The organism is Armatimonadota bacterium, assembly GCA_031460175.1.
GTDB classification, from domain to species: Bacteria; Sysuimicrobiota; Sysuimicrobiia; order Sysuimicrobiales; family Sysuimicrobiaceae; genus Sysuimicrobium; species Sysuimicrobium tengchongense.
Genome location: JAVKGW010000003.1, coordinates 202290 through 224186 on the forward strand (window position 1 = coordinate 202290; position 21897 = coordinate 224186).

Genomic DNA, 21897 nt, shown 5'->3' on the forward strand with positions numbered 1-21897 from the left:
GCCCCTGAACCCTCACGGATCGTCTTCCGGGGGCCGGATCAGGGAGAAGAGGGGATTGCAGGGGCCGACCCCTTTCCCCAGAGGGAGGCCCGCCTCGATGGCCCGGGTGACGAAACGTTTGCCCTCCTCGACCGCCGCCTGGGGCGACAGTCCCCGGGCCAGGTGGGCGGCGATGGCCGCGGAGAGCACGCAGCCCGTGCCGTGGGTGTGCTGCGTGGGGATCCGGGGAGCGGGAAGCTCCAAAAACCCTTCCCCGTCGTACAGGACGTCCACGGGATCCCCCGGGAGGTGCCCGCCCTTGAGGAGCACGTACCGGGGTCCCAGATCCGCAAGCCGCCGGGCGGCCTCCCGCATCTCCAGCAGACTGCGGATCTCCCGACCCACGAGCACCCGCGCCTCAGGCAGGTTCGGGGTCACCACCAGGGCGAGCGGCAAAAGGCGCGTGCGCAGGGTCTTTTGGGCTTCGGGACGCAAAAGCGGCGCGCCGCTTTTCGCCACCATGACGGGATCGACCACGAGCCTGGTGATGCGGTGTGCCCGAACCCGGTCCGCCACCGCCTCGATGATGGGGGCGCTGCTGAGCATCCCGGTCTTCGCCGCGTCCACCCCGATATCGGTGACCACCGCGTCGATCTGGGCGGCCACCACCTCCGGGGGCACTTCGTGCACCGCGTAGACTCCCGTGGTGTTCTGGGCCGTGATGGCGGTCACGGCACTCATCCCGAAGACCCCGAGGGCGGAGAAGGTTTTAAGGTCTGCCTGGATACCGGCTCCTCCTCCGGAATCGGAGCCCGCGATGGTCAGGGCTCTGGGAACGGTCACGTACCCACCTCCCCTCTTCGGGCAAGGGCCTCATCCACCGCCCGGCGCAGGGCCCGGGTGGCCTGCACCATGTCCTCCGCTGAAGCCACCGCGGAGATCACCGCTACCCCCGCCGCCCCGGCCCGGATCACCTCCGGAACGGTCTCCTGGGTGATGCCGCCGATCCCCACCACGGGGATCCGCACGGCCCGGACGATCTCCCCGAGGCCTCCGGGTCCGATGGGGGCGCCCGCGTCGGGCTTGGTCCCCGTGGCATAAACGGCGCCCACACCCAGGTAGCTCGCCCCCTCCTCCTGCGCCCGGAGGGCCTCCTGCACGGTCCCCGCGCTCGCCCCTACGATGCGATGAGGTCCCAGGAGCTGGCGGGCCACGGCCACGGGCAGGTCGTCCGGCCCCACGTGTACCCCGTCCGCGTCCACCGCAAGCGCGATGTCCACCCGGTCGTTTACGATGAAGGGCACCGCAAAGGCCCGGCACAGCTCCCTCAGGCGCCGGGCGATCTCGTACAGCTGGCGGGTCGTGGCGTGCTTTTCCCGGAACTGGAGCACGGTGGCTCCCCCCCGCAACGCGGCCTCCGCCACCTCCTCGTGGGTGCGGCCCCGGAAGGTGGCGTCCGTGATCACATACAACCGCGGGTCAAGCGGCACGGCGCGACCTCCGCAGCACAGTTCCCAGGAGGGCGTGGAGGAGGAAGGCGGCCAGGAAGCTGGGGATGGAGGCGCCCAGCCATGGAACCGAGGCGCTCAGCGGGAAGGGAAGTCCCACGGTCCGGAACAGGACGGTCAGCAGATCCTTCCACCCCGGGGCCTCCGTGGGCACGATCCACTGGTACAGGAGAAAGCCCACGAGCCACGGCACGAAGGCCGTCCATCGGATGCCGGATGCCTGCGGCCCGTAGAGATCCTCGGCCGCGAGCTGACCGCCTCGCACCACGAAGTAGTCCGCCACGAGGACACCGAAAAGGGGCACGAAGAAGGCACCGATGAGGAACAGGAAGGCCTCGTACTGGGCGAGGGGAATGGTGGCGGCGAGGGCGGAGCAGACGATGCCCACGCCCACCGCGAGCCGCCTCCGGTCCGCGTGCGGCCAGAGGTTCTGCAGCGAGACGGAGGTGGAGTAGAGGTTGGCGAACGCCTCGTCCGTCTCGTCCACGAGGAGAATCCCGAGAGCCACGGCCCCCACGGGGATGGCCAGAACCGCGGCGATCAGGTCCTCGGCCCGCAGGGCCAGCATGAAGAGCGCTCCGAGGGCGTAGAACCAGAAGTTCGCAAGCCCGTACCCCAGGGCCGTGCCCCAGAAGGCCGCGCGGGGCCCTACTCCGAACCGGGTGTAGTCCGCCACGAGGGGGATCCAGGAGACGGGCATGGCCACCACCAGGTCCACCCCCAGCCAGAAGGGCAGTTGCCCTGTCCCTTTCTGGCTCCAGAGGCTCCGGACGTCGAGCCGGAACAGGGCGTACCCGGTGAGGTAAAGGGTAGAGGCGATCACGAGCCAGACGGCGTACTTGCGCAGCCACCGCCGCACCACCACGATGGGTCCGCCCACGGCCATCAGGGTGGTCAACAGCCCGAAGACCGCCACCCAGGCCACGTAGCTGGAGGTTCCCAGGGCCCGGCGTGTAATCGCGTCCGCGCTCTGGGCGATGATGAGGAGTTCGAACGCTCCCCACCCGACGTTCTGAAGGATGTTGAGCACGGTCGGCGCCGCGGAGCCCGCGATCCCCAGGGGCGCCCGCAGCAGGACCATGCTGGGGACCCCCGCGCGCACCCCGATCCACGCCCCCAATCCCAGGAGCAGGTTCCCCAGCACCACGCCCACCGCGGTGGCGAGAAGTGCATCCCGAAGGCCCAGCCCCGGGACCAGCAGGGCCCCGGCCACGAGGAGCAGCAGGCTGATGCCGAGGTTGAGCCACAGCACGAAGATGTCCCATCCTCCCAGCGGCCGACGTTCCTCCGGGATGGGGTCGATCCCCCATTCCGTCACCGCCTCGCGTTCGTACACCGCCGCGGTCACGCTCCTCCCTCCCAGCTCAACTCCCAGAACCGGATCTCGTGCTCGACGGTTTCCCCCAGCGCTCCCCGGGCCGCTTCCCGCTCTTTCTCGGTCGCCTCCGCCAGGGCCCGGTCCGCCGCCGCTTCCAGCTCCCCGACGTACTCCTCGAAGCCGGGGTGGGTCCAGCGCTCCACGAACTCCCGGTACGGCTCCACACCCGGCTTCGCGTGGCTCCACGCTTCGAAGTAGATGCGCTCCAGGGCCCATAAGGCTACCAGCTGCGCGGCGTAGGGTCCGAAGGAAAGGGCCCACAGGAAGTTCACGTAGTTGCGGCAGACGGGGTGGACGGGCGCCTGCAGGTCCAGGTGGCGCCGCGCGGCCTGATCCTCAAACCACCCGAGCTCTTCCACCAGGCTCAGAGTCCCCCGGGCCAGCACCTTCTGGTCCCGCCGCGGGGCCAAGGCCAGCAGGCGCGCTTGGAACGGCAGCAATCCCCGCACGAAGTGGTAGTCCTGCACCAGCCACGTGGCAAACGCTTGTGGCGGCAGCGTCCCGTCCCGCACGACCGCGAGGAAGGGGTGCCGGGTGGCCCTCTGCCACCGTTCCGCCAACGCCCCTACCAGCTCCCGCACCCTCACGCCGACCTCCAGGCGGATTCGAAGAAGTCGTACTCGAGCTGCATGGCGCGCCGGTAAAGGTCCCGAATCCGCGGACCTTCCGTGCCGTACCGGTCCAGCAGGGTCTCCAGCTGCTGAGCCAGGGCGCCGAACTCGGGGCTCCCGTAGGTGTGTACCCAGTCCAGGTAGGGGCTCTCGGGGCGGGCGATGGGCTCCAGGGACCGCCCCAGGTACGCGTACAGACGCATGCAGGGGGTCATGGCGGCGGCGATGTGGCCCACGGGCTCAAGGGCTGCCACCCGCAGGAGGAAATCCGTGTAGGCCTGGGTCGCCGGGGCGGGTTGGGGGGTGAGATCCACGCCCCAGGCACGGGCATATCCCGCGTGCAGCTCCAGTTCCTGCAGCACCCCGTCCAGCAGCTCCTTCCACGCCCGAAAGCCCTCCCGGTCCGGGCACTTGGCCATGGCGAGGGCGTAGGCCCGGGCAAAGGCCTCGAGGAAATAGGCGTCCTGTCCCACGTAGAAGGCGAACCGGGACCGCTCCAACCGGCCAGTGGCGATCCCCTGAACGAAGGGGTGCCGGAGGCATCTCTCCGCCAAGTCCTGGTTTTCCTCCCACAACCGCGCCGCGATCCCCATGGCTCTGAAACGCAACCGCCAGGCCCGATCGAGGACCTGGCGGTTGCGGGAAAGCCGCCCATTCCCCACGCCAGCATTACCTGGATCGGGTTCAGCGGGGTCTGCGACATCGCCCGAACCACCCAGGGAATCGCTGGACCGATCCCCGGGCTTCGGCTCGGGCCGGCCGCACTCTCAGCCCGGCTTCACCGAGCTCCCCCAGGGCCCGCTGTTCGGTTTTTCTCCCAACATTATCGCACGGGGTGCAAGGTGGTTTGGTTGGTGCATGAAGCAACCGTTGTTTAAATAGCGTGCTGCCGACAAGCCTACCCTGCGGAGGGGGGTTCCTGCTACGGGCTTTGCCGTAGGGTTTCCAGTTGGGAGAGGAAGAGCTGGTGGAGGCGCACCTCCCCCGTGATCTCCGGGTGGAAGCTCGCGCCCAACCACGGACCCTGTCGCACCAGAACGGGGTGGTCCTCGAAGGTGGCGAGCACCTCTACTTCCGGTCCCACCCGGGTGATGAGGGGAGCCCGGATGAAGGCCACCCGAAGGGGGGGAGGACTCAGGCGCTCCACCCACACCTCCGCCTCGAAGCTCTCCCGCTGCCGCCCGTAGGCATTGCGGACCACGGCGATGTCCATCAGCTCCAGGGTACGGACCGGACCGCCTGTGACCTCCCGGGCGAGGAGGATGAGGCCCGCGCACGTCCCGAGAACGGGCATGCCCGCGCGGGCGCGCCGTTGGATGGCTTCCCTCAAGTTCGCACGCTCCAGCAGACGGCTCTGGGCCGGACTCTCGCCCCCGGGAAGCACCAACCCGTCCACGTCAGCCAGATCTTCGGGGTCCCGCACCTCCACGGGTTTGGCGCCCAGCCGCCGCAAAACCTCCGCATGCTCCGCCACGTCCCCTTGAAGGGCCAGGATTCCGACTCTGGGCATCCTACACCCCCCGGGTCTGGAGCAGTTCCCGTTCCGTCAGCGCCCGCACGTCCACCCCCCGCATGGGCTCCCCGAGGTCCTCGCTGGCCCGGGCGATCACGTACGGGTCGTCGAAGTGGGCCACCGCGTCCACGATGGCCAGGGCCCGCCGGGCGGGGTCGCCGCTCTTGAAAATGCCGCTTCCCACGAACACCCCATCGCACCCCAGTTGCATCATCAGGGCCGCGTCCGCGGGGGTGGCGATTCCTCCCGCGGCGAAGTTCACCACCGGCAGCCTACCCAGCCGCCGGACTTCCCGCACGAGCTCCAAGGGCGCTCCCAACTCCCGGGCCACCGTCACCAGCTCCTCCTCCGGGAGGGCCTGCAGCCGGCGGATCTCGTCCAGGATCTGGCGCACGTGGCGCACCGCCTCCACCACGTTCCCGGTCCCCGCCTCGCCCTTGGTCCGGATCATGGCGGCCCCCTCCGCGATCCGGCGGAGGGCTTCTCCCAGATCCCGTGCCCCGCACACGAAGGGCGTTCGGAAGGGATGCTTGTCGATGTGATGCCGTTCGTCCGCGGGGGTGAGGACCTCGCTCTCGTCGATCATGTCCACCCCGATGGCCTCCAGCACCTGGGCCTCCACGAAATGGCCGATGCGCACCTTCGCCATCACGGGGATGCTGACCGCCTCCATGATGGCCTTGATGCGGGCCGGATCCGCCATCCGGGCCACTCCCCCTTGGGCTCGGATGTCCGCGGGCACCCGCTCCAGGGCCATCACCGCCACGGCTCCGGCTTCCTCCGCGATCCGGGCTTCCTCCGGGGTGGTCACGTCCATGATCACCCCGCCCTTCAGCATGGCCGCAAACCCGCGCTTGATGCGCTCCGTTCCCTCTTCCCTCATTCCCGCACCTCCTCCAGGAGCTCCAAAGCCCGCCACAGCTCGTCCCGGGCAAAGGGCACAAGCTCCGTACGCTTTCCGTCCCGGACCTGGATGCGTCCACGGGGCACGAACCGGCCCACCGCCTCCGCGGGGATCCCGGCCTGCGCCAGGGCGCCCGCGGTGCGGGCCGGGTCCGGCGTGGCGATGAGGAGGCTCCCGCTGCTGACTAGACCCAGCGGATCGATCCCCACCACCTCGCAGATCCTCCGGGTCTCCTCCCGCACCGGGACCCGGTCCACCCAGAGCTCCAGACCCACCCCCGAGGCGTGGGCCATCTCCAGGGCTGCGCCCACGATCCCCCCCTCCGTGGCGTCGTGCATGGCCACGGCTCCCGCCCGCACCGCCACCCTCCCCTCCGGGAGCACGCTGATCTCCTGCAGGAAGGCCTGGGCCCGCCGCACGAGGTCCTCGCCCAGTCGCTCGGAAAAGTAGGGGGCGAAGTCCGTGGCCAGAATGGCGGTCCCCTCCAGCCCCGCGGCCTTGGTGACCAGGAGGGTGTCTCCCGGACGGGCCCCCCCGGTGGTCACGTAGCCGTCTCTCGGAGCCTTCCCCAGGGCGGTCATGACCACCAGGGTCCGGGCAATCCCCGGGGTGACTTCCGTGTGCCCTCCCACGATCTCCACCCCGATCTCCGCCGCGGTGGAACCCGCCTCCTCCATGAGCTCCCGGAGGTCCTCCTCCGTGCTTCCCTCCCGGAGGAGCACGTCCAGCAACAGCCCTACCGGCTCAGCGCCCGTGGCCGCGAGGTCGTTGCAGGCCACGTGCACCGCCAGCCGGCCCAGGTGCCGGCTGGCCCCCGTAATGGGATCCGTGGTCACCACGCACACCCACTCCCCGAAGTCCAGTACGGCACAGTCCTGCCCCCAGGAGGCGTGCACGAGCACGTCCGGGCGCCGCCCCAGGTAGGGATAGACCAGGCGCTGCAGGAGCTCCGGGGGAACCTTACCGGGCCGCATCAGGCGGGACGTAGAATAGACCGCCGCAGCAAGGCCGCGGCCGGAACCCCCACCACGATGCCGCTGCTGACCTGGAAGAGGTTCCCGGGCACCTCCGCGGCCGCGGCCCCCCCACCCAGGCCCATGAGGTAGGCCTCCGCTACGAAGTAGCCCAGAACCATCCACGCCCCCGCAACCGCACAGGCCACGATCCCTCCTCCCACCAGCCTCGGACCTTCCCCCTCCGGCCATCCGAACATGCGCCCGGCAATCCACCCGCACACCGCGCCTTCTACCCCCTTGATCACGAGGGTGAAGGGCGCAAAGGCTCCATATCCCGCCAGGAGATCCGCGAGGGCTGACCCCACCCCTCCGGCCACCGCCCCGAACACGGGGCCGAGGAGCAGGGCCGTGAGGTATACCATGGTCTCCCCGAGGTTGATGTAGCCCTGGGTTGCGGGGATCGGGATGCGGATCACCAGGGTCGCGACCACCACCAGCGCCACACCCAGACCTCCCAACGTGAGGTGCCGCGTGCTCATGGGGTCCTCCGGCAAACAAGTCTGGTTGGGTTTTACGTCCAAAAGTGGCTTGAGAAAAGAACCAATGACAAGCAAGATAAGTAGGGCCAATCCATGGAACTCGCGCTTCGGCTTGACCCGAAGGCCCGGAGGCCCCTGTACCGCCAGGTGGCGGAGGAGATCCGGGAGGCCATCCTCGAGGGGAGGCTAAGGCCTGGGGAGCGGCTCCCTGCGAGCCGGGTACTTGCGGCCTCCCTGGGGGTCTCCCGGGTGGTGGTGACCTCCGCGTACGAGGAGCTGGTGGCGGAGGGGTATCTGGAGGCATGGCGGGGATCCGGGACCTATGTGACCCGGGCCCTCCCGGAGTTTCCGAGGGTTGCCCGGCGCCCCGCAGGTCCCCAAAGCCCGCCTCGGGAAGAACCGCCCCCCGAGTACGTGGTGGACTTCGTGCCGGGCAGGCCCTCGGTGGAACGGTTGCATCCGGCTGCCTGGCGCCGGATGTGGCGGGCGGTGGCCCGGGAGCAGCCGCCCGCGGGATACGGGGATCCCGCGGGGGACCCGGACTTGCGGGCGGCCATCGCCGCCTACCTGGGCCGGGCCCGGGGAGTGGGGTGCAGCGTGGAGGATGTCCTCATCACCTCCGGGGCCGCAGAGGCGGTGGATCTCATGGCCCGGGCCTTCCTGCAGCCCGGAGACCGGGTGGCCTACGAAGAGCCCGGCTATCCCGCGGCGCGCCGGGTTCTCCTCAGCCGGGGACTCGTTGTGGAACCTGTACCCGTGGACGATGACGGGATCCGCGTGGACCTGCTCCCTGCCCGGGCTGCCGCGGTGTACGTCACCCCTTCCCACCAGTTCCCCCTGGGGGGCCGTCTCCCCCTGGCCCGGCGGCTCGCCCTGCTGGAGTGGGCTCGGAACGCCGGCGCACTGGTGGTGGAGGACGACTACGACAGCGAACTCCGGTTTCACGGCCCGCCCCTTCCTGCCCTCGCAGGGCTCGACGCCTCAGGGCGCGTGCTGTACATGGGGACCTTCTCCAAGGTCCTCCTGCCCGGCCTGCGGGTGGGCTACTTGGTGGCCCCCCCGGATTTGCGGGAGCGTCTGCTGCGGGTGCGGGATCCCTCGGAGTCCCATACGCCTTGGCCGGTCCAGCGGGCCCTCGCGGCACTCCTGAGGAGCGGCGACTTCGACCGCCACATCCGGCGGATGCGGCGCCACTACGCGGAGCTGCGGGCGGCCCTCCGGGACGCCCTCGGTCCCGTGGAGCCCCTGGCCCGCCTCCGGGGCTTGGAGGCGGGCCTTCACGCGTTCCTCGAGCTCCAAAGCGGCCTGGACGCAGAAGAGGTCGCCCGGTGCGCCGCGCAACGGGGGGTGCGCGTCCGGACCCTGACCCCCTACTACCTGGGATCCCCTACCCGCACCGGCATCCTCCTGGGATACGGGGGCCTCTCCCTGGAGGACGTCCGCCGGGGAGCCGGGATCCTGGCCGGGGTGATCCGGGAGCTGGCTCAGGCCAAGTAAAACCACCGAGGAGGAGGGTGCTGCAAGGGAGATCCCTCCTTGGCAGATCCGGGCCACCGGGTTACCATCCTGGCATCGGGAACCCGCAGGGCGGGAAAGGAGGACCATGCACATCGCCTTCCTGTTGATCTCCCTGGATGGCAACACCCCGGCCCAGGCCGCCCGCGAGGTCCGCACCATCCCGGGGATCTCGGAGGCCCACGCCACTCTGGGCGACTACGACGTGATCGCCATCGTCCGCGCGGAACACACCCGGGAGATCCCGCAGATCACGGAACGGGTGAGCCGGGTCCACGGGGTGGTAAAGGTCCTGACCTGCGTGGCGGTGGCCTAGGGGGTTCGGACGCGCGGGGTCACCACGTGCATCGCCTGCAGCACCCGGTGCGCGAGAACAAGGGCGGCAAGCCCCGCTTCTCCGGGAACCCGGGGGGTTTGCTCTCCTCGGACGCAGGCGAGGAAGTGCCGGAGCTCCGCACGGAGGGGTTCCTCCCGCAAGAGGAGGAGCTCTTCCCGCCGGTTCCCCCTCCACACCGTCAGCGACTCCCGCAGGAAATCCAGGTGCCACCGCTCCTCCGGGGTGACCACCTCCATCTCCGCGGCCTTCGCGGAATCCACGCGGCTCGCGAAAAGGCTTGCCGTGCAGCCTCCCTCAAATACCAGCTGCACCGCCGCGAGGTCCTCACCGTCTCCCCACAGCCGGGTGCCGACCGCGGAGATGGACCGGAGGGACGAACCGGTGAGGGAGAGAACCAGATCGAGGTCGTGGATCATGAGGTCCACCACGACCCCCACATCCGTGGCGCGACCCGCCTGAAAGGGCCGTACCCGACGGGCCCGGATGAAGAGGGGATCGCGCACCCGATGGAGCAGGGTTTCCACCGCGGGCTTGAACCGCTCCACATGGCCCACCAGCAGCAAGACTCCCTTGCGACGGGCCCGGGCGATGAGCTCCTCCGCCTCCTCCACACGACCCGTGATGGGCTTTTCCACCAGGACGTGGATCCCGGCCTCCACCAGGTCCCGGGCGATCTCGTAGTGGTGGCTGGTGGGCGCCACCACGCTGACCGCGTCCACCTTCCCGATGAGCTCCCGGTGATCCAGATAGCCCGCGATGCGGTACCGGTGTGAGAACTCCTCCAGCTCCGCGGGGTTTGGGGAGACCACGGCCCGGAGGTCCGCCTCCGGGAGCTCGTGGTAGATCCGGACGTGGTGCCGGCCCCACCGTCCCAGCCCCACCACGGCCACCCGCACGCGCTCTCCCCGGGCGGAGTCCACCTTGTCCTTCACTTCTGCACCACGGCCCGGGAATCCGCGAAGGCCTGGATCGCCTCGACGATCCCGCGGAGATCCTCCGGGCCGAGGGCGGGATGGACCGGCAGGGACAGGACCTCCCGACATGCCCGATCCGTCTCGGGCCAGGGTCCCCCCTCGTATCGGACCTGGCGGTAGGCCCTGGTGGCGGGAACGGGCCTCGGGTAGTAGACCCGAGTCTCAATCCCTCGACCCGCGAGGAATTCCTGGAGGGCGTCCCGTTCCTTGGCGCGGACCGTGTACTGGTTGTACACGTGGTACATCTCCGGCGGCTCCACGGGCGTCCGGATGCCCGGAACGTCCCGCAAGTGCGCGGTGAGGTACGCCGCGTTGCGCCGGCGGATCTCGTTGAGGACGTCCAGCCGCTCGAGCTGGGAAAGGCCCAGGGCCGCCGCCAGGTTCGTCATCCGGAAGTTGTACCCCACCACCTCGTACTCGTAGGTTCCATCCTGGGCTCCCGCGTGTACCAGGAGGCGTGCCCGGCGGGCCAGGGCCTCGTCCGAGGTGACAATCATCCCGCCCTCCCCCGTGGTGATGTTCTTCGTGGGGTAGAAGCTGAAGATGGCCGCGTCCCCGAAGGACCCTGCCCGCCGTCCCCGGAAGGCGGCCCCATGCGCCTGCGCCGCGTCCTCGATGAGCACAACCCCATACCGCCGCGTGAGGTCGCACAGGGCCTCCATGCGGGCCGGAAGCCCGTACAGGTGCACCACCAGGACGGCGCGCACACCCCGGTGCCGGCGAAGGACATCCTCCACCCGGTTGGGATCCAGGTTAAAGGTGTCCTCCTCGATGTCCACAAATACGGGGATCGCGCCCCGGTGTACCACCGCGTTGCTGGTGGCCACGAAGGTGAAGGGAGGAACGATCACCCGGTCTCCGGGTCCGATGCCCGCGGCCTCCAGCACCACCTGCAGGGCCGCGGTCCCCGAGGAGGTGGCGATCCCGAAGCGCGCCCCCACGTAGGCCGCGAAGGCCGCTTCAAACCGTTCCACCCAATCCCCATGGGAGAGCTGCCCGGAGGCAAGCACCTCCAGGACCCTCGCCTGGTCTTCCTCCGTCACCACGGGCCGCGCGATGGGGATCATCCTACTGAACATGGTAACGGAATGTTCTGGAATCGTCTCCCCTGGGCAAGTCCTGGGTCGGGGGCGGGGAGGACGATTACTGGATGATCACCCGCCGGTTCGTGGCCAGGACCCAGATGAGGAAGGCCAGGAGCAGGACCACGAAGAGCTCCGCCTGGCCGGATTCATCTCGTCCGAGACGGCGCAGGGCGCTGCGCATCCGCGTTTCCAGGAGGGGAAGCAAAAACAGCATGGGGTCACCTCCAGCTCCGATCCTCCTCCGCTTCCGGGCCTGGGGGAGCTCCCTCCTCAGCCCGTCGTCGGAGGGCATCCAACATCCTCTCCGCGTTCTTACGCATGAGCAGGAGGACGAGGTTTGCGAGCAGCGGTCCGAGCAAGGGAATGCTCAGCTCGAACTCCACCACGAGCCGGGTCCGGCACCCCGTCTGCACGGGTTCAAAGGTCCACACGCCCTCGTATCGGTCGAAGTCCCCCTCCCGCTGGCGGAAGGTACACGTGTGCGTGGCGTCGTCCCACGTGTCTTCCTCCACCCACCGGATCCGCCGCCCCTGGACCCGCCCCACCCACTCCGTGGTGGTCCGGTGGCCGTCCCGCGCGATCAGGCGTACGGTCTCCAGATCCGGCATGAACTCGGGGAACCGCTCCACGTCCTTCGCGAGGGCATAGACGGTCTCCACGGGAGCCCGTATGAGCGTCTGCACCTCCACGCGCGGCATGACCGGGATGCGCCGACCCTCCTCCCAGGTAACCTAACTATGCGATCTATACGATCCCGGAGGCGGGAATGCCTTCTGGCGGAGGGCGGTGGGAATCGAACCCACCCCGCCCGAGCGGGGCGGCACCGGTTTTGAAGACCGGGAGGCCCACCAGGGCCCTTCGCCCTCCGTTAAGAGGCTCCCCGCACGAGCTTGGGTCCCGGCACCCGGAGCTCCCCTTGCCGCCGGGTGATCCCCACGGTGTCCAGGTGCTCCAGGAGGGGCAGCACGTACTTCCGGGAGGTCCCCAGGAGATCCCGGACCGCGGCCACGGTGAGCGCAGGCTGAGACCGCAGCGCCTCGGAGACCACCTGGACGGCGCGCTCCACCGACTTCCCATGGTACAGCAATCCCCGCAGCTCCACCGCTTCGCCCGCATCCAGGAGGAACTGCACCGCCACCTCCGCGTGACCCCCCAGGACCTGCTCCACTTCCTCCCGGCTCGGTCCCTCCAGCCCGCACCGCCCGATCCACGAACGGAGCGCCTCCACCGCTCGGGCCTGATCCGGTGTTAGGGTGGGACGGTGGTCCGGCAGCCGTACGAATCCCCCCTCTCCTGCGGTTCGGGAAGCCACCCGCTCCGCCACCAGCTCCCATGCCGCCCCCGCAAGGCGGCGGATCAGGGTGAGCCACTCCGCGTGCGGCATCCCTCGCCGCCAAGGACGCTCCCGGTGGTACGCGGCGAGGGCCTGAACGACCTCCTCCTCGACCCGGCCCAGGACGGACTCGTGGACCCACCGATCCCGGACGTCCCACACCAGCCCCTTCGCCCGGGCCTGCGCCAGCAGTCCCTGGATCTGACCCGGGGCCATCCCCGTACGGCGGACGAGATCCGCGACCGTGCTCCCCTCGGTCCCGGAGGCCCCCACGGCCAGCAGGAGCACGCCCTCCGGATCCCGGGACTCCAGGGTCCGCAGGTGCACGAGGACCACGGGATCCCCCCTCCGGGAACGGGGCGGGTTTACCCGAAGGACCTCCCCTCCGCCCCAGGTCAGCAAGGGCGAGAACCGACGAATGACGAAGGGATCTCCGAAGGCGGCCGTGATGGGCCGCTCTAACCGGATGTGCGCAAAGCCGCTCTCCCCGGGCGCGAGCACCGTCTCCTCCAGCAGGAACGCCCGACCGATGGCCTCCGCGGTTCCCAGGTAGAGCCGGACCCGGTCCCCGTGCCGGAGGGGCGGGGTGTGCGGCAGGAGGTGGAGGCGGACGTCCAGGGTGGTGGCGGGCTCGAACGCCCCCGGGGTAACGATCACGTCTCCCCGTTCCACCTCGTCCCGGGAAACCCCCAGAAGGTTGAGGGCTACCCGCTGTCCCGCCCGCACCTCCGCGACCGGCTCCCCGTGGGATTGGATGCCCCGTACCCGGACGGTCCGACCTGCGGGAAGGACCTCCAGGGTGTCGTCCGGGCGGATTCGGCCGCTCCACAGGGTCCCCGTCACCACGGTGCCGAACCCGGCCACCTGGAAGGATCGGTCCACGGGGAGCCGCACGGGACCCTCGGCCGGGCGTGGGGAGCCCTGCGCCACCACGCGATCCAGGGCGGCGACGAGATCCGCAAGTCCCTCTCCCGTCCTTGCGGAGACCGCCACCACGGGCGCGGCCTCGAGAAACGTGCCCTGCAAGAAGCTACGCACGTCCTCCCGGACCAGCTCCAGCCACTCCTCATCCACCAGGTCCCGCTTGGTGAGGGCCACGATCCCCGTGGGGATCCGCAGAAACCGCAGGATGTCCACGTGCTCCCGGGTCTGGGGCATGACCCCTTCGTCGCTCGCCACCACCAGGAGGACCGCATCGAAGCCCGCGGCCCCGGCCAGCATGTTCCGGATGAGGCGTTCGTGTCCGGGCACGTCCACGAATCCCACCCGGACTCCACTCGGGAGATCCATGTGGGCGAACCCCAGGTCGATGGTCATCCCTCGCCGCTTCTCCTCCTCCAGCCGGTCGGGGTCGATCCCGGTGAGGGCGCGTACGAGGGTACTCTTTCCGTGATCCACGTGCCCCGCGGTCCCCACCACCGCGGTGCGCACCTGCTTCGGCTCAGGACCGCTCCGCGAGGACCGCGACAAGGCCTGCCTCCAGGTCTGGATCGTCCTCCGGAAGCACCGAACGGAGGTCCAGGAGCACCGCTTCCTCCTGGACCCTCGCGAGGATCGGCGGGGCTGCGGTCCGGAGTCGGGCGGCCAGGGCGTGGGCCGGAAGGGAAGAATGCCGGAGGCGGACCGCATAGGAGGGGAGGACCATCCCCGGAAGCGAACCTCCCCCGGCTTCCGCCTCCGAGGGCACCGCCTCGGCGGCGACTCCCACCTCCCTCAGGCGCCGGGCCAAACGCTCGGCCCGCTCCTGCAGGTCCTCCACGGAAGCGCCGAGCATCCGCAGCACGGGGATCCGCTGCCAGGCTACCTCGGGATCCAGGTACAGCCGGAGCGTGGCCTCCAGGGCCGCCAAGTCCAACTTGTCCACCCGGACCACCCGATACAGGGGATGTGTCCGGAGCCGCTCGAGGAGGGAGGTCCGTCCGACCAGGATGCCGGACTGCGGCCCCCCGAGGAGCTTGTCTCCGCTGAAGAGCACGAGATCGCAGCCGCTCGCCACGGCCTCCGGGACCGAGGGCTCGTAGGGGAGACCGCGGCCCCGGAGGTCCACCATGCCCCCGCTCCCCAGGTCGTACATCACGGGAACCCCCACCCGCCGTCCCAGGTGCACCAACTCCTGCAGGGGGACATCCGCCACGAACCCGACAATCCGGAAATTGCTGCGGTGCACCTTCAACAGCAGGGCGGTATCGGGCGTGATGGCGGCCTCGTAATCCCGCAGGTACACCCGGTTCGTGGTCCCCACCTCTACCAGTCGCACTCCCGCCGCCCGCATCACGTCCGGCATCCGGAAAGAGTCCCCGATCTCCACCTGCTCGCTGCGGGCCACCACCACCTCCCGGCCGGAAGCGAGGGCGCTCAGGGCCAGGAGGACCGCGGCGGCGTTGTTGTTCACCACGAGGGCTCCCTCCGCCCCCGTGAGGCGCCGCAGCAGCGAGGTCACGTGGTCCTGTCGGGAGCCCCGTTCTCCCGAGGCCAGGTCCAGCTCCAGATTGCAGGCTCCCGCGGCCTCCAGGACCGCCCTCCGGGCCTCAGGGGCGAGGGGGGCCCGACCCAGGTTTGTGTGGAGGAGGGCACCCGTGGCGTTGAGGACCCGACGCAGGGAGGGACGGACCAGCGCCTGGATCCGGGTCTCCACGGCCTCTGCGAGGTCCGTGAGGTCCACGTGTTCCCGATTGCCTCGCTGGAGTTCTGCCCGGTACTCCTCCACCACCTCCCGGATGAGCCGGACCAGGACGGCGTGCGCCACTCCCCGCACGCCGTCCCGCATCCGCAGGGCGGACAGCACCCGATCCACGGAGGGAAGCTGCCGCAGGTGCTGGTGCAATCCCTTCGAGCGGTCCTCCCTCACAGGAGCACGAACCCCAGCACGGCCCCCAGGGCGACGGCAACCCCCACGCAGGCCAGAAACCGGAGCAGATCGTACCGCACGCGGTGGACCAGGGCCTCGGGGGTTTCCCGGGTCACCGGCGAAGGCGCGGGGGATGTGGGGCGCAACCGCGTCCCGCACCGGGCGCAAACGATCTTCCCCGGTCGGTTCTCAGCTCCGCATTTCGGACACCGCATCCCGCACCCTCCTCCGTTCCTCTAAGGCCCGCACCACTTCGGGGGGGACGTACTGACCACCTAGGGTTGCCCCCGTCCCGACCCCATCGCCATGGTAATCGCTTCCCCCCGTCACGAGGAGACCGAGGTCCCGGGCGAGGGCCAAAAGCCGCTCCACCTGCTGGGGCGTGTGCTCGGGATAGTACACCTCGATCCCATCCAGGCCCGCGGCCTTGAGGGCCGCCACGTGCGCGAGGACTCTGGACCGGCCAGGATGCGCCAGGATGGCCAGGCCCCCCGCCTCCCGGATGGCCCTCAGGGCTTCCTCCAGGGAGAGGGTGCTCCGCGGGACCCACGCGGGCTTCCCCCGACCGAGGTATCGTTCGAAGGCCTCCGCGGGGGTGCGCACGAATCCCGCGGAGACCAGGGCTCTGGCCAGGTGTGCGCGCCCCACGGCGCCCTGCCCTGACCGCGTCACCTCGTCGAAGGAGACGGAAACCCCAAGTCTCCTCAAGCGGCAGACCATCTCCCGAATCCGGTCCACCCGGCTCGCCCGCAACTCCTGCAGGAGATCCCGGAACCAGCCGGCCCGGTGGTCCACGAAGTACCCCAGAAGGTGCAACTCCTCCTCTCCGTACTCCACGCTCAGCTCGACCCCTGGGACGACGGTGACGCCCAGGTTTGGGGCCGCCTCCAAGGCTTCCGGGATCCCGTCCACGGTGTCATGGTCCGTCACGCCCAGGACTCCCACGCCTGCCCTGCGGGCCGCGTGGACCAGGTCCCGGGGATTCAAGAGTCCATCGGAGGCCGTGGTGTGGGTGTGCAGGTCAATCCGCATCGTGTACCTCGAAGATGCGGCGGATGGCGGTGGCCCGCCCGGTTTCATCCGCCTCCACCACCACCGCGTTGAACTGCACGGGACCCTGGGCCACCTCAAACCGGACGGGCAGGTGCGTGAGGAACCGCTGCAGGATGGCCTCCCGGTCCATCCCGATGATCCCGTGGGCGGGTCCCGTCATCCCCACGTCCGTGATGGTGGCGGTGCCGCCCGGGAGGATGCGCTCGTCCGCGGTCTGCACGTGGGTGTGGGTCCCCACCACCGCGGTGACCAGGCCGTCCAGGTACCACGCAAGGGCCATTTTCTCACTGGTGGCCTCCGCGTGGAAATCCACGAGGACATAAGGGGTGATCTCCCGGAGACGCATCGCTTCCGCCCGGCCCCAGCGGAAGGGATCCTCCAGGGGGTCCATGAACACCCGCCCCTGCAGGTTCAGCACGGCGAGGCGGAGGGTGTCCCGCCGGACCACGGTACTGCCGCGGCCCGGCACGCCCGGGGGGAAGTTCGCGGGGCGCAGGACGCAGGGCTCCCGGTCCAGGACCTCGTACGCCTCTTTCCGGTGCCAGGTGTGGTTCCCCCCCGTGAGCACGTCGATCCCGCAGCGCAACAGCTCCTGGACAGTGCCGGGGGTAATGCCCGCTCCTCCCGCGCTGTTCTCCGCATTGGCCACGACGAAGTCCAAGGCCAGCTCCCGGCGGAGGGCCGGGACCCGGCGGGCCACCAGCTTCCGCCCGGGCTTGCCGCAGATGTCCCCGATGAACAGGATCCGCACGGGCCTAGTCCGGGGTGGTTTGCCGACCTGCTCCCACCGCGTAGATGAAGACGTGGCCCTCCTCCCGGAGTCCTACCAGGGGACGCAGGCTCCCCCGCTCCCGGAGGTGCTCCAGCTGTTCCCGTAACCGTTCCTCCTGCCGCACGCGTTCCTCCTCCGGCCAGTCCTCCCGCGGTCCTTCCAAGGGCAGCATCTCGCGCGCCAGATGCGCCACCAGACCGAGCTCCTCGCACATGAGGTCCGCGAGCTCCCGAACCACCTCGATGCGGGTGAAGTGTCGGGTTCTCGTCTGTCGAATCCACACCCTAGGGGCGGGGCGGCGTTCCAGCTCGTGGAGGACCGCAAGGGCGTCCAGGACCCGCCGCCGGAAGGCCCGGTAGACCGCCGGGGAGAGGGCCTGAGGGAGGAAGAGGACAAGCCGTAGGGTTCCCCTCCCGGGATCCAGGGCCGCGGAGGAGAACTCCCCGAAGCGCACCAGGAGCGTGGCCAAGAAGCTGGCGCTGTCCGGAAGGGAACGGTCCGGGCGCAGGGTCCACATGGCGAGGCTAGCGGGCATACTCCACGATCCGGGTCTCCCGCACCACGGTCACCTTGATCTGGCCCGGGTACTCCAGGTCCTGCTCGATCCTGCGGCTCAGGTCCCGGGCAATGCGGTACGCGGCCAGGTCGTCCACCTCCCCGCTGCGAACGATGACCCGGATCTCCCGACCCGCCTGGATGGCGTACGCCTTCTCCACCCCCGGGAAGGATTGGGCGAGCTGCTCCAGGGCCTGCAGCCGCTTGATGTAGGCCTCTACGGACTCCTTCCGGGCCCCCGGCCGGGATCCGGAGATGGCATCCGCGGCCGCCACCAGTACGGACTCCAGGTACTTTGCCTCCTCTTCCCCGTGGTGGTACAGGATGGCGTTGATCACCTGGGGCGGTTCGTGGTACCGTCGGGCGATGTCCACCCCGATCTGGGTGTGGGTTCCCTGAACCTCATGGGTGAGGGCCTTGCCGATGTCGTGGAGCAGTCCCGCCCGCCGGGCCATGTGGACATCCGCCCCCAGCTGGGCCGCCAGCTCTCCCGCCAGGAGGGCCACCTCTACGGAGTGCTGCAGGACGTTCTGGCCGTAGGAGGTTCGGAACTTCAGCCGGCCCAGCAGCTTCACCAGGTCGGGGTGCAGCCCGTGCACCCCGGCCTCGAAGGCCGCCTGTTCCCCCGCCTCCTGGATCCGCCGATCCAGCTCCTGCTGGGCCTTCTCCACCATCTCCTCGATCCGGGCGGGATGGATGCGGCCATCCGCCATGAGCTTCTCCAGAGCGATCTTCGCAATCTCCCGACGCACGGGATCGAAGGAGGAGAGGGTCACGGCCTCCGGGGTGTCGTCGATGATGAAGTCCACCCCCGTGAGGGCCTCTAGGGTCCGAATGTTCCGACCTTCCCGGCCAATGATCCGTCCCTTCATCTCCTCCGTGGGCAGGGGCACCACGGAGACCGTGAGCTCCGCGGTGTGGTCCGCGGCGGTTCGCTGGATGGCCAGGGCGAGGATCTCTCGGACCCGGCGCTCCGCCTCCTCCCGGGCCTCCCGCTCCACTTTCCGGATCCGGGCCAGGGCGTCTTCCCGGGCCTCGGCCTCCACCTCCTCCAGGAGGCGCTGTCGGGCTTCCTCCCGGGTCAACCCTGCGATCTCCTCCAGGGTCCGACGCTGTTGTGCGATGAGTGCGGCAACTTCCTCCGTCCGGACGGCGAGTTCCTGTTCCTGCTGTTGAAGCGTCCGCTCCCGGCGTTCCAGCTGCTCCGCGCGCCGTTCCAGCGCCTCTTCCCGCTGGCTCAGCCGCCGTTCCAACCGCTGGAGGTCCGCCCGCTGCTCCCGGATCTCCCGTTCCGCCTCGCGCTTGATCCGGAGAGCCTCATCCTTCGCTTCCAGGAGCGCTTCCTTCCGCTTCGCATCCGCCTCCCGCTGGGCATCCAGGAGGATTCGCTTCGCCTCTTCTTCCGCAGAGCGGATCTTGGATTCCGCGATCCACTTCCGGAAGACGTATCCGGCGAGGAAGGCCACCGCACCCACCGCCATGACCACGAGAACGGCCATCGCGGTGTCCGTGGTGCCTCACCTCCCTCTTTTCCCCAATTGTATTCGTCATCCGGAAATGGGGTCAAGGAAGGAAGGGAACAGGTGTTTGCATGTCGAATTTCCGTCTGCTAAACTTGAACCCGTGGGAGGGAGCCATGCCTAGACCCCTAACCCGCAGGCAGAGGGAGATCCTTCAGTACATCGTGGACTACACCCGTCGGCACGGATATCCCCCGTCCGTGCGGGACATCGGCAGTGCCCTGCACCTCACCAGCAGCTCCACCGTCCACAGTCACCTCAGCGCCCTGGAGAAGAAGGGATTCATCCGCCGGGATCCCAGCAAGCCTCGGGCCATCGAGGTGATCCGGGACGATGCGGCGCTTCCCCACAAGCGTCCCGTGGTGCTGCCCGTGGTGGGGCGGGTGACCGCGGGTGCTCCGATCCTGGCGGAGCAGAACATCGAGGACGCCTTCCTCCTGCCCGAGGACTTCCTGGGTCCTGGAGAGCACTTCCTCCTCCGGGTCCGGGGAGACTCCATGATCGGAGCGGGGATCTACGACGGGGACTACCTCATCGTCCGCCGGCAATCCCATGCGGAGAACGGGGACATCGTGGTGGCCCGGATCGGGGAGGAGGCCACGGTGAAACGGTTCTACCGGGAACCGGACGGCATCCGGCTGCAGCCTGAGAATCCCCTGCTGGAGCCCATCAAATCCAGGGAAGTGGTGATCGAGGGGAAGGCGGTGGGCCTCCTTCGTCGCCTCCGCTGAGCCCCCGCTGCAGGAGGGCCTGGATCCGGCGTACGAGGAAGCAGGGAGCCTCCACCTCCACCCGCATCCCCTCTGGTCCGTCCCGGCGAGCCAGGACCCGGCCGTGTTCGTAGAGGGCGTGGAGGATTCCGGCCTGGGCGTACGGCACCTCCAGCGTGACCCGGGTGACGGGCTCCGGGAGGACCTGCTGGATTTTCAGGAGGAGGGCCTCCAGCCCGATGCCGTGGAGGGCGCTGATGGGAACCCCGCCCGTCTGGGCCGCGATGCGTTGCGCCTCGCCCGCGGGGAGGCGATCCGTCTTGTTGAGGGCGAGGACCGTGGGTTTTGCGCCCGCGCCCAGATCCGCCAGGATCTCCTCCACCACCCTCCGTTGCATCGGCCAGTCGGGATGCGAGACGTCCAGGACATGCACGAGCACGTCCGCCTCCGTCACCTCCTCCAGGGTGGCCCGGAAGGCCGCGATGAGCTGGGGCGGCAGCTTGCGGATGAACCCAACGGTGTCCACGAGGACCGCACTTCCTCCGCCGGGAAGCCGCACCCGACGGGCGGTGGGATCCAGGGTGGCGAAGAGCCTGTCCTCCACCAACACCCCCGCCCGGGTGAGGGCGTTGAGGAGCGTGGACTTGCCCGCGTTGGTGTAGCCTACCAGGGCCACCACGGGCATCCTGGCCTGCTTCCGGGCCCTCCGCTGGGTGCGCCGTACCCGGCTTAGGGTCGCGATCTCCCGCTGCAGGTCCGTGATCCGGGCCCGAATCCTCCGGCGGTCCGTCTCCAGCTTCGTCTCGCCCGGACCCCGGGTGCCGATCCCACCGCCCAGGCGGGAGAGCAAGACCCCTCTACCGGTCAGGCGCGGCAACAGGTACGTGAGCTGCGCGAGTTCCACCTGGAGGGCCCCTTCCCGGGTGCGGGCCCGATGGGCGAAGATGTCCAGCACCAGGGCGGTCCGATCCAGAACCTTGACTCCAAGCTCCTCCTCAAGGGTCCGCTGCTGGGCCGGGCTCAGCTCTTCATCGAAGATCACGAGATCCGCGGCCTCCAGCTCCACCAGGGACCGCAGTTCCCCCACCTTCCCCCTCCCGATCAGGGTCCCCGGATCCGGCCGGGCACGGGTCTGCAGCACCACGTCCACCACCTCCGCGCCCGCGGTCTCCGCGAGCCGCCGGAGCTCCTCCAAGGTCCCGTCCGTGGACCAACCGTCCCGACCGGGAACCTGCAGGCCCACCAGGATGGCCCGTTCCACCCTCCGATCTTCCTCCGGATCGCCCGGCAGACGGCGGAGGGCAGCCTCTGCGGATCGGATCCGCTCCGTGCTCCGCACGGTCTCCAACTCCTCCAGGGCGAGCGGTCCTTCCACGCGGGGTCCCCGGTGGTCCAGAAAACTCACCCACGCCTCCGTGGGCGTGCCCTTCCGGTGTCCCACGGTGACCAGCAGGTCCAATCGGACGCGCTCCAATAGGTCGAGGTCGGATTCCGTGGGTTCCGAGAGGGCCTGATTGTAGGCGAGCACCAACCGCAGGCCACAGAGCAAGCCCTTGCGCCGCCCCCGCAGCCGTTCCTCCAGGCCCGGCCAGCTGCGCCCCACGAGCCCGTACACCACGGTGCCGTGACGGCTCACCAGAACCCCCACCTCCCGCTGCATCCGGTGGGCGAGGGAGGCCAGCTGCCGGGCCAGCTCCGGGGGACAGGCGAGATCCTCCCGCACCACGAAGGTGCGGAGCCGGCTGAGCTCCTGGCGGATGGAGGGGCTCAACCTGGGCGGGACCCCGAGGAGGAACGGCAGCCGCAC

At 69.6% G+C, this 21897-nt stretch carries 24 protein-coding genes, 1 tRNA gene and 1 riboswitch; of the genes, 3 read left to right on the plus strand and 22 right to left on the minus strand.

The features are described 5' to 3' along the window. Positions 1-12: 12 nt before the first annotated feature. The 9 genes from thiD to QN206_05895 all read right to left on the minus strand — a co-directional run bounded on the left by thiD (position 13) and on the right by QN206_05895 (position 7388). Complete coding sequence (gene thiD, locus QN206_05855; GenBank protein ID MDR7614333.1) at positions 13-822, minus strand: bifunctional hydroxymethylpyrimidine kinase/phosphomethylpyrimidine kinase; 810 nt, start codon at positions 820-822, stop codon at positions 13-15. Beyond that, positions 819-1469 (minus strand): thiamine phosphate synthase, encoded by a 651-nt coding sequence (gene thiE, locus QN206_05860; GenBank protein MDR7614334.1) that lies wholly within the window; start codon positions 1467-1469, stop codon positions 819-821. Before thiE ends, thiD begins: the two co-directional genes overlap by 4 nt. After that, positions 1459-2835, minus strand: coding sequence for a putative hydroxymethylpyrimidine transporter CytX (cytX, locus tag QN206_05865; protein MDR7614335.1), 1377 nt, complete (start codon positions 2833-2835; stop codon positions 1459-1461). The genes thiE and cytX overlap by 11 nt, the downstream gene beginning before the upstream one ends. Further along, entirely contained in the window at positions 2832-3452 is a 621-nt protein-coding gene (locus tag QN206_05870) for a TenA family transcriptional regulator (protein MDR7614336.1), read from the minus strand. The genes cytX and QN206_05870 overlap by 4 nt, the downstream gene beginning before the upstream one ends. Continuing rightward, positions 3449-4030: a TenA family protein gene (locus QN206_05875; GenBank protein ID MDR7614337.1), complete on the minus strand. Its 582-nt coding sequence runs from the start codon at positions 4028-4030 to the stop codon at positions 3449-3451. The genes QN206_05870 and QN206_05875 overlap by 4 nt, the downstream gene beginning before the upstream one ends. A gap of 83 nt (positions 4031-4113) precedes the next feature. Further along, positions 4114-4279: riboswitch (TPP riboswitch) on the minus strand. A 119-nt stretch (positions 4280-4398) separates the two neighbouring features. Next, positions 4399-4986 (minus strand): pyridoxal 5'-phosphate synthase glutaminase subunit PdxT, encoded by a 588-nt coding sequence (gene pdxT, locus QN206_05880; GenBank protein ID MDR7614338.1) that lies wholly within the window; start codon positions 4984-4986, stop codon positions 4399-4401. 1 nt (position 4987) lies between these two features. After that, positions 4988-5872, minus strand: a complete 885-nt coding sequence (pdxS, locus tag QN206_05885; GenBank protein MDR7614339.1) for a pyridoxal 5'-phosphate synthase lyase subunit PdxS — start codon at positions 5870-5872, stop codon at positions 4988-4990. Further along, entirely contained in the window at positions 5869-6867 is a 999-nt protein-coding gene (locus tag QN206_05890; GenBank protein ID MDR7614340.1) for an AIR synthase family protein, read from the minus strand. Before QN206_05890 ends, pdxS begins: the two co-directional genes overlap by 4 nt. Further along, a complete protein-coding gene (locus tag QN206_05895) occupies positions 6867-7388 on the minus strand; it encodes an ECF transporter S component (GenBank protein ID MDR7614341.1) in 522 nt (173 codons plus the stop codon). Before QN206_05895 ends, QN206_05890 begins: the two co-directional genes overlap by 1 nt. A 93-nt stretch (positions 7389-7481) precedes the next feature. On the opposite strand from QN206_05895, the gene QN206_05900 reads away from it, so the two are divergent. Continuing rightward, on the plus strand, positions 7482-8885 hold the full coding sequence (locus QN206_05900) for a PLP-dependent aminotransferase family protein (GenBank protein MDR7614342.1): 1404 nt from the start codon (positions 7482-7484) through the stop codon (positions 8883-8885). Positions 8886-8991: 106 nt separating this feature from the next. Continuing rightward, positions 8992-9219 carry an Lrp/AsnC ligand binding domain-containing protein gene (locus QN206_05905; protein MDR7614343.1) on the plus strand — a complete coding sequence of 76 codons (228 nt, stop codon included), beginning with the start codon at positions 8992-8994 and terminating at the stop codon, positions 9217-9219. On the opposite strand, the gene QN206_05910 is transcribed toward QN206_05905, so the two are convergent. The 12 genes from QN206_05910 to rny form a co-directional block, all read right to left on the minus strand. Further along, positions 9216-10160: a Gfo/Idh/MocA family oxidoreductase gene (locus QN206_05910; GenBank protein ID MDR7614344.1), complete on the minus strand. Its 945-nt coding sequence runs from the start codon at positions 10158-10160 to the stop codon at positions 9216-9218. The genes QN206_05905 and QN206_05910 overlap by 4 nt on opposite strands. An 8-nt stretch (positions 10161-10168) precedes the next feature. Beyond that, complete coding sequence (locus tag QN206_05915) at positions 10169-11281, minus strand: DegT/DnrJ/EryC1/StrS family aminotransferase (GenBank protein ID MDR7614345.1); 1113 nt, start codon at positions 11279-11281, stop codon at positions 10169-10171. Positions 11282-11357: 76 nt separating this feature from the next. Beyond that, a complete protein-coding gene (locus QN206_05920) occupies positions 11358-11513 on the minus strand; it encodes a hypothetical protein (GenBank protein ID MDR7614346.1) in 156 nt (51 codons plus the stop codon). Positions 11514-11517: 4 nt separating this feature from the next. Then, positions 11518-11997, minus strand: coding sequence for an SRPBCC family protein (locus QN206_05925; GenBank protein MDR7614347.1), 480 nt, complete (start codon positions 11995-11997; stop codon positions 11518-11520). Positions 11998-12073: 76 nt separating this feature from the next. After that, a tRNA-Sec gene (locus tag QN206_05930) sits at positions 12074-12166 on the minus strand. 1 nt (position 12167) lies between these two features. Further along, positions 12168-14102 carry a selenocysteine-specific translation elongation factor gene (selB, locus tag QN206_05935; GenBank protein ID MDR7614348.1) on the minus strand — a complete coding sequence of 645 codons (1935 nt, stop codon included), beginning with the start codon at positions 14100-14102 and terminating at the stop codon, positions 12168-12170. Beyond that, positions 14074-15456, minus strand: a complete 1383-nt coding sequence (selA, locus tag QN206_05940) for an L-seryl-tRNA(Sec) selenium transferase (protein MDR7614349.1) — start codon at positions 15454-15456, stop codon at positions 14074-14076. Before selA ends, selB begins: the two co-directional genes overlap by 29 nt. A 20-nt stretch (positions 15457-15476) precedes the next feature. Beyond that, positions 15477-15695: a zinc ribbon domain-containing protein gene (locus tag QN206_05945; GenBank protein MDR7614350.1), complete on the minus strand. Its 219-nt coding sequence runs from the start codon at positions 15693-15695 to the stop codon at positions 15477-15479. Continuing rightward, positions 15670-16512: a PHP domain-containing protein gene (locus QN206_05950; GenBank protein MDR7614351.1), complete on the minus strand. Its 843-nt coding sequence runs from the start codon at positions 16510-16512 to the stop codon at positions 15670-15672. The genes QN206_05945 and QN206_05950 overlap by 26 nt, the downstream gene beginning before the upstream one ends. Then, on the minus strand, positions 16502-17284 hold the full coding sequence (locus QN206_05955; GenBank protein ID MDR7614352.1) for a TIGR00282 family metallophosphoesterase: 783 nt from the start codon (positions 17282-17284) through the stop codon (positions 16502-16504). The genes QN206_05950 and QN206_05955 overlap by 11 nt, the downstream gene beginning before the upstream one ends. Before the next feature lie 4 nt (positions 17285-17288). Beyond that, positions 17289-17840, minus strand: a complete 552-nt coding sequence (locus tag QN206_05960) for a hypothetical protein (protein ID MDR7614353.1) — start codon at positions 17838-17840, stop codon at positions 17289-17291. Beyond that, complete coding sequence (rny, locus tag QN206_05965) at positions 17830-19359, minus strand: ribonuclease Y (GenBank protein ID MDR7614354.1); 1530 nt, start codon at positions 19357-19359, stop codon at positions 17830-17832. Before rny ends, QN206_05960 begins: the two co-directional genes overlap by 11 nt. A gap of 137 nt (positions 19360-19496) precedes the next feature. Between rny and lexA the strand changes: the two genes are divergently transcribed. Next, positions 19497-20111: a transcriptional repressor LexA gene (gene lexA, locus QN206_05970; GenBank protein MDR7614355.1), complete on the plus strand. Its 615-nt coding sequence runs from the start codon at positions 19497-19499 to the stop codon at positions 20109-20111. Here lexA and hflX read toward each other — a convergent pair. Then, positions 20050-21897 (minus strand): GTPase HflX, encoded by a 1848-nt coding sequence (gene hflX, locus QN206_05975; protein MDR7614356.1) that lies wholly within the window; start codon positions 21895-21897, stop codon positions 20050-20052. The genes lexA and hflX overlap by 62 nt on opposite strands.

What these genes read in the sequence shown, in the direction of transcription:
- QN206_05905 (MDR7614343.1), top strand. Translation starts at nt 8,992, where the DNA reads ATGCACATCGCCTTCCTGTTGATCTCCCTGGATGGCAACACCCCGGCC.
- pdxT (MDR7614338.1), bottom strand. Translation starts at nt 4,986, where the DNA reads ATGCCCAGAGTCGGAATCCTGGCCCTTCAAGGGGACGTGGCGGAGCAT.
- QN206_05895 (MDR7614341.1), bottom strand. Translation starts at nt 7,388, where the DNA reads ATGAGCACGCGGCACCTCACGTTGGGAGGTCTGGGTGTGGCGCTGGTG.
- lexA (MDR7614355.1), top strand. Translation starts at nt 19,497, where the DNA reads ATGCCTAGACCCCTAACCCGCAGGCAGAGGGAGATCCTTCAGTACATC.
- QN206_05925 (MDR7614347.1), bottom strand. Translation starts at nt 11,997, where the DNA reads ATGCCGCGCGTGGAGGTGCAGACGCTCATACGGGCTCCCGTGGAGACC.
- QN206_05900 (MDR7614342.1), top strand. Translation starts at nt 7,482, where the DNA reads ATGGAACTCGCGCTTCGGCTTGACCCGAAGGCCCGGAGGCCCCTGTAC.
- pdxS (MDR7614339.1), bottom strand. Translation starts at nt 5,872, where the DNA reads ATGAGGGAAGAGGGAACGGAGCGCATCAAGCGCGGGTTTGCGGCCATG.
- QN206_05920 (MDR7614346.1), bottom strand. Translation starts at nt 11,513, where the DNA reads ATGCTGTTTTTGCTTCCCCTCCTGGAAACGCGGATGCGCAGCGCCCTG.
- QN206_05890 (MDR7614340.1), bottom strand. Translation starts at nt 6,867, where the DNA reads ATGCGGCCCGGTAAGGTTCCCCCGGAGCTCCTGCAGCGCCTGGTCTAT.
- QN206_05915 (MDR7614345.1), bottom strand. Translation starts at nt 11,281, where the DNA reads ATGATCCCCATCGCGCGGCCCGTGGTGACGGAGGAAGACCAGGCGAGG.
- rny (MDR7614354.1), bottom strand. Translation starts at nt 19,359, where the DNA reads ATGGCCGTTCTCGTGGTCATGGCGGTGGGTGCGGTGGCCTTCCTCGCC.
- QN206_05950 (MDR7614351.1), bottom strand. Translation starts at nt 16,512, where the DNA reads ATGCGGATTGACCTGCACACCCACACCACGGCCTCCGATGGACTCTTG.
- QN206_05960 (MDR7614353.1), bottom strand. Translation starts at nt 17,840, where the DNA reads ATGCCCGCTAGCCTCGCCATGTGGACCCTGCGCCCGGACCGTTCCCTT.
- QN206_05945 (MDR7614350.1), bottom strand. Translation starts at nt 15,695, where the DNA reads ATGCGGTGTCCGAAATGCGGAGCTGAGAACCGACCGGGGAAGATCGTT.